Here is a 6,363-nt window from a genome sequence, read left to right as displayed (position 1 = left end):
AAAGACTTAGTTCTTAAGGTCCAGTCTATGAGACGTTCCTGTTTTCGTAATAATGAATGCAAGGATTATAGCTATGCGGGCGGTGACTTAACAGGAATAGTGATGAAATACCTGGATGGCGATTGTTTTGAGGGGCATAGCCACAATCTATTTCATGCAATTACTAAGTTAAGCGAGCGGTATGCTTCTGTTGTGGGTAAAAATAAGACGTTTTGTATTGGCAATTTTACGTCCATGATGCTGTTAAGTCATATGTGGTTAATTATTTTGGCTTACTGAAGAAATGGTTTTTCTGCGCTTTGTTGACCGCGGGGAGATATTACTTTTTGCTGTAGTTAATGGTTTTATGTTATTTGGCGTGAGCATCAAATACAGATGATGCTATACGAGCTAGTTTCTTGGCGGAAAATCTGATTAGAGTGATGCTTTCGTGCCAAATATAACCACTGGAAATACTATGGTCTATTATCTTTAAGTATTATGTATGCTTTTTTTGAATTTATTACGGCGAATATATTAAACCTGCTATTGTTTATATTGTCTTCATGAATATTATCACTTCAACTATATTCATTAATTTTGTATTAGTGGGTTTTCATTTTGGGCGGTATTGTCCGACAGAAGGATCACGAGTATAGTCGTTTTAGATTAGTTCTATAAAAAGGATTTTAATATGAACGCTATCTTTGACAGAGTCATTAGAGAGTTTTTCCCGGATACCAATATTCCACACTGGAAAAAATGGGTTTTCAGAGCCGCATTTGGCAATAAGATATTCTCTCGTTTAATAAACGACGAACGGTTAATTGATAAAAATGGTGTGCATTGGGTTAGTTCGGTCGTTGATTTTTTTAACGTCCGATGTGAAACGGAATGCTCTGACTTTAATAATATACCCCGACAGGGTGCTACAGTTGTTATTTCAAATCATCCGACGGTAATGGATGGTATTGCTTTAATACATACTATCGCTCAGGTCAGGAAAGATATAAAAATAGTGGCTAACCATATTTTGCCAATGATATTCCCACAGGTGGCAGAACTTACCATTGGTATTGAGAATATGGCTGGTAAGATGAGCCATAAGAAATTCAGGGAAATGAACGATCACCTGAAGAACGGTGGTGTGTTGATTATTTGTCCTGCAGGTAAGTTGGCTAGCTGGTCTCTTTCAGGTTTACAGGAACATCAATGGAATCCCGGTTTTTTACAACTGGCGATGAGAAACAACGCGGCGCTGGTACCTGTTCATATTACGGGATCAAACAGCAAAACTTATTATTTAGCTGCGACGGTCTGGCGGCAACTGTCAAATATAATGATTATTCGTGAAGCGCTACGCCATCGTGGTAAGACCATGAAAATCAAAGTAGGGCAGCAAATAGCCTTATCTTCGTTTAATCGATTTAATAAAGATCTGTCTGCCGCGTCAAGTGTATGCTTGATGCATCTCCAGAGCATCGGAGAGAATGGCCCGGCGCTGGTAGATACGGTTTCTCCGCAACAATTAACAGGTAGTCGAGAGAGTTTAATAAACGCAATAGAAGAGTGCGAAGTATTAAGACAATTTGATGATGGTAGAAAATTATTGATATTTCGCTGCAATACCCTCGGAGACTCACCCATTATTGATGAGCTAGGGCGCTTACGCGAGCGCTGTTATCGCGATATTGGCGCCGGATCCGGTAAAGACAGAGATAATGATGTTTTTGATGAAACCTATTACCATGTCATTTTATGGGATCCTTCTGATGAAGAAATACTGGGTGCCTATCGTCTAATACCCGTTGGTGAGCAGTTAGCGCAACATGGAATAACAGGCCTCTATAGCAACAGCCTGTTCAAGTACCATAATAATGCCTATTCCTGTTTAAGCCAGTGTGTGGAAATCGGCCGTGGATTTATCCAGAAGCCTTATCAAAAAAGTAATGCTCTTGATTATTTATGGCGCGGGATATTTGATTTTATAAAAAGATATCCAGACTATAAATATTTGTTAGGTGTGTTGACGATTCCCGGCTCTTTTCCTGAAGAGGTACAGAAACTCATTGTAAGCTTTTATAATATGTACTTTCCCAGTTCGGTTAACTTTTGTACGCCAATTCAATTATTCACTGCAGAAGGTGCACAAAGTGATAGCCCATTTTCCGGAAATGATTTTAGAGACGACTGGCGTGTGCTTAACGATTTACTGAGAGAAAAAGGTTATGAACTACCATGGCCTTTTAAACAGAGCGCTAAATGGTTTTCTCCAGGCGGATCGTCGATTCTTGCATTCACAAAAGATGATGCTTTTCACTCGATCGCTGGTTTAAACCTGAGTGCTCTCGATAAATTGAATGAAATATACTTTAAGCATTATTTAAAGGATTAAACTGACGATAACGTTAGGGTTTGGAATGAGAATAATTCAATCCAGACATCAGTAATGAAAAACTCTATGCGTACGGATGCGTTTTAATGCAAAAGCCAGTAAATATATTTATTGTTGTGATAGCGATGCTGATGATAACGGGGTGTGATAACAAACCGGAGAACAGGTTATCTGGTTATTCACATGGCGAATTTGTCTATCTTTCTTATTCTTCCACTGCAAAAATTGAACAGCTATTCATTAAGAAAGGAGATAATGTCACGCCTGGACAAGAGTTAGTGAAGATTGAGTCCTTTGATGCGCAAAATATTTTCCTGCGAGCTGAGGAAAAACTTTCTGCAGAGAGCGCATTATTGCGAAATCTGGAGTCGGGAGAGCGGCCTGAAGAGCTGGATATTATTCGTGCCCAGATTAAAAAAGCACGATCGGCGGAATCCCAGGTAAAGCGTCAGCTTGAGCGGTATCGTAATCTTTACGCCAGTCGCGCCATCTCGCTCGCAGAATGGGAGGATATCCGGGATGAGTTAACGCAAAAAGGCGCGCAGGTTGAAGAGTTAATTAATCAACTCAAAGCGCGGCAACTGCCTGCCCGTCAGGATGAGATTAGCAAACAGCTCTCGATGGTGGCCGCGGCAAAACTCGAACGTGACAAGGCGCTTTGGGATGTCCAGCAAACGACGATTGTTTCTCCGGTCAATGCTAAAGTCTTCGATATTATTTATCGCGCTGGGGAACGGCCCACTGCCGGCAGACCAATAATTAGTCTGTTACCTCCTGAGAATATAAAAGTACGCTTTTTTATACCCGAGGCGATGCTTGGTAAATTTAAAATCGGAACTAAGGTAAAACTGATATGCGATGGTTGCGCTGAGCCCATTGCTGGCGTGATTAACTACATCAGTCCTGAAGCGGAATTTACGCCTCCGGTTATTTATAGTACGAAACGCCGGGAGAAACTCATTTTTATGGCTGAGGCTGTTCCTGCCCGGAAGCAGGCTGAGCGGATGAAAATCGGCCAGCCGTTTGATGTGGAGGTTATTGGTAATGAATAATCTTTGTATTGATGTAAAAAATCTCAATAAGTATTTTGGTGAGCATCACGTCGTAAAGGATTTCTCTTTGCAGGTGGCCAAAGGCGAAATTTATGGTTTTCTTGGGCCGAACGGTAGCGGGAAAACAACATCGATTCGGATGATGTGTGGTTTGATTACCCCGGATTCAGGTGAAGGCTCTTGTCTGGGCATGGACATCTTTACGCAGCGGGAAAAAATAAAAAAAAAGATAGGTTATATGACCCAGTATTTCTCAATGTGGGGAAATTTAACCATCCGGGAAAACTTACTTTTTATCGCGCGGTTGTATAGCCTCGACCAACGTAAAGCCCGGGTTGAACGCGCGCTTTCAGAGTTAGGCCTCACTACCCGACAGCATCAGCAGGCCAGGGAGCTTTCTGGCGGCTGGAAGCAAAGAATGGCCCTCGCCGCTTGCATGTTGCATGAACCCGTTTTGTTGTTTCTCGATGAACCAACCGCCGGCGTGGATCCGAAAGCGCGGCGAGAGTTCTGGCAAATGCTGCATCAGTTATCGGACAGAGGGATCTCAATCCTGGTGAGCACGCATTATATGGATGAGGCCGAGCGCTGCCATAAGGTTGCCTATCTGTCTTATGGCCGTCTGTTGGCGAATGGCACTATTTCGTCGATTATCGCGTCCCAGAATCTGATCACCATGCGAACCAGTGGCACCGGTCTGACGCTGCTTGAAAACCAGCTACAACGCTTGCCGGATATTGAGCAAACGGTCATTTTTGGCAATCAGCTTTATATTACTTCCAGAGATGAAGCCAAATTAAAGTCCACGCTTTTTGCATTTACACAACAGGGCTATGAGTTCTGTCAGGTGGCTACCAATCTGGAAGATGCATTTACCTACTTGATGAAAAACGATTGTGAAAAAAATTAATTTAAGCTTCTCCTTTACCCGTTGGATCGGCGTGGTTATTAAGGAAATCCACGAATTACGTCGTGATAAAGTCAGCATTAGTATGGTGCTCCTGACACCTATTTTTCAGCTGATCATTCTTGGCTATGCGATCAATATGGATCCCCATAATCTTCCTACCGCGTTATTAAATTACGATACCGAACGCATGAGTCATATTTTTGTGACGGAAGCGCAAAATACAGGGTATTTTTCAATGATTCCTGTCGATTCAGAAGAGGCGGCGCAGAAAGCTTTCGTTCGGGGAGATGTCACTTTTATCGTGACAATTCCTGAGGGGTTTACGCGCAAGATGCTGCGTGGAGAAAAGCCTCAGCTGTTAATTCAGGGGGATGCCATCGATCCGATAACCACGGGGAATGCGCTAAGTGCCCTTGTACAGGTGGCGAAATCGATGTTTCAACACGATTTGCCGGGCGACATGCGTGTCTCGCAAAAAGAGGATGATTTCGAGCTTATTATCCATCGGATGTTTAACCCTGAGGGGATTACCCAGTTTAATACTATTCCAGGTATTATGGGATCGATACTCAGTACCACCTTGATCCTGATGACCGCCCTGTCTATTACCCGTGAGCGAGAAAACGGGGCGTTAGAAAATTTACTGGTCTCTCCTTTGACCGGGTTTGAGGTCATTGTCGGGAAGATAACGCCTTTTGTTGTCATCGGTTTGTTCCAGGCGACGTTAATTCTGATTGCCGCTGTGCTATTGTTCGATATTCCCCTTCATGGTAGCGTTTTTCTGCTTTTTTTTGTGCTGTTAATATATGTTTTCCTCTGCCTGTCAATTGGCATTGGTATTTCTGGCCTGGCACAAAACCAACTGCAGGCGCTGCAAATGTCGTCATTTTACTTTATTCCTTCCATTATGCTTTCCGGCTTTATCAGCCCCTTTATTAGTATGCCTGACTGGGCGAAAGCCATTGGCTCCTGTTTACCGCTGACCTATTTCATCCGACTGGTTAAGGGCATCATGCTGAAAGGCTATTCTGCGATGGCATTATTACCCGACCTTTTGCCACTGATCGGCCTGGCGGTGATAGTGATTGGCGTGGGGTTGAAATCTTATCGTAAAACACTGGACTGACATTATGTGCGTGCCCGGCACGTGTTGGCATAGGCTTTTCGCCATGAAATTCGTATAATGCGCCCCACATTCGTTTCAAGCCGGAGATTTCTATCATGCGTCCAGCAGGCCGTAGCGCTAATCAGGTGCGTCCCGTCACCCTGACCCGTAATTACACAAAACACGCTGAAGGCTCCGTGCTGGTCGAATTCGGTGATACCAAAGTGTTGTGCACCGCTTCCATTGACGAAGGCGTTCCGCGTTTCCTGAAAGGACAGGGGCAGGGCTGGATCACCGCTGAATATGGCATGCTGCCGCGCTCAACGCACACGCGTAACGCGCGTGAAGCAGCAAAAGGCAAGCAGGGCGGCCGGACGATGGAAATTCAGCGTCTGATCGCTCGCGCGCTGCGCGCGGCGGTTGACCTGAAAGCGCTGGGTGAATTCACCATCACACTCGACTGCGATGTGCTGCAGGCCGATGGCGGCACCCGTACGGCGTCGATTACCGGGGCCTGCGTGGCGCTGGCCGATGCGCTGAACAAACTGGTGGCAGCCGGCAAGCTGAAAACCAACCCAATGAAGGGGATGGTTGCCGCGGTGTCCGTTGGTATCGTTAACGGCGAAGCCATTTGCGATCTGGAGTACATCGAAGATTCCGCAGCGGAAACCGACATGAACGTGGTGATGACCGAAGATGGCCGCATTATTGAGGTGCAGGGGACGGCAGAAGGCGAGCCGTTCACCCATGAAGAGCTCCTCACTCTCCTGGCGTTAGCCCGAGGGGGGATCGAATCCATTATCACGACGCAGAAGGCGGCGTTAGAAAATTAATGATTAAGGCGACTGAGAAGTCGCCTTTTTTTTGCGCTTCATCCTTCATTACACCTGCAAAGGATGAGCGCGTAGTCTGACAATGATGA

At 44.9% G+C, this 6,363-nt stretch carries 6 protein-coding genes; all 6 read left to right on the top strand.

From position 1 onward, the window contains the following. The coding region (locus tag HMPREF3096_RS31240; RefSeq protein ID WP_218069940.1) for a hypothetical protein at positions 1-279 on the top strand (279 nt) is incomplete at its 5' end. A 394-nt stretch (positions 280-673) separates the two neighbouring features. Then, on the top strand, positions 674-2,374 hold the full coding sequence (locus tag HMPREF3096_RS28115) for a lysophospholipid acyltransferase family protein (RefSeq protein ID WP_032731486.1): 1,701 nt from the start codon (positions 674-676) through the stop codon (positions 2,372-2,374). Between the two features lie 86 nt (positions 2,375-2,460). Next, positions 2,461-3,426: an HlyD family secretion protein gene (locus tag HMPREF3096_RS28110; protein WP_012967055.1), complete on the top strand. Its 966-nt coding sequence runs from the start codon at positions 2,461-2,463 to the stop codon at positions 3,424-3,426. Continuing rightward, positions 3,419-4,336, top strand: coding sequence for an ABC transporter ATP-binding protein (locus HMPREF3096_RS28105; RefSeq protein ID WP_016161962.1), 918 nt, complete (start codon positions 3,419-3,421; stop codon positions 4,334-4,336). Before HMPREF3096_RS28110 ends, HMPREF3096_RS28105 begins: the two co-directional genes overlap by 8 nt. Continuing rightward, positions 4,323-5,462 (top strand): ABC transporter permease, encoded by a 1,140-nt coding sequence (locus HMPREF3096_RS28100; RefSeq protein WP_012540305.1) that lies wholly within the window; start codon positions 4,323-4,325, stop codon positions 5,460-5,462. Before HMPREF3096_RS28105 ends, HMPREF3096_RS28100 begins: the two co-directional genes overlap by 14 nt. 95 nt (positions 5,463-5,557) lie before the next feature. Next, the gene (gene rph / locus HMPREF3096_RS28095; RefSeq protein WP_002922602.1) at positions 5,558-6,274 is read left to right on the top strand and encodes a ribonuclease PH; all 717 of its coding nucleotides are present in this window, start codon (positions 5,558-5,560) and stop codon (positions 6,272-6,274) included. Positions 6,275-6,363: the final 89 nt, after the last annotated feature.

The sequence above is a fragment of the Klebsiella sp. HMSC25G12 genome (assembly GCF_001807705.1).
In the GTDB taxonomy this organism is placed as follows: domain Bacteria; phylum Pseudomonadota; class Gammaproteobacteria; order Enterobacterales; family Enterobacteriaceae; genus Klebsiella; species Klebsiella variicola.
This window is presented reverse-complemented; position numbering and strand designations above follow the sequence as displayed.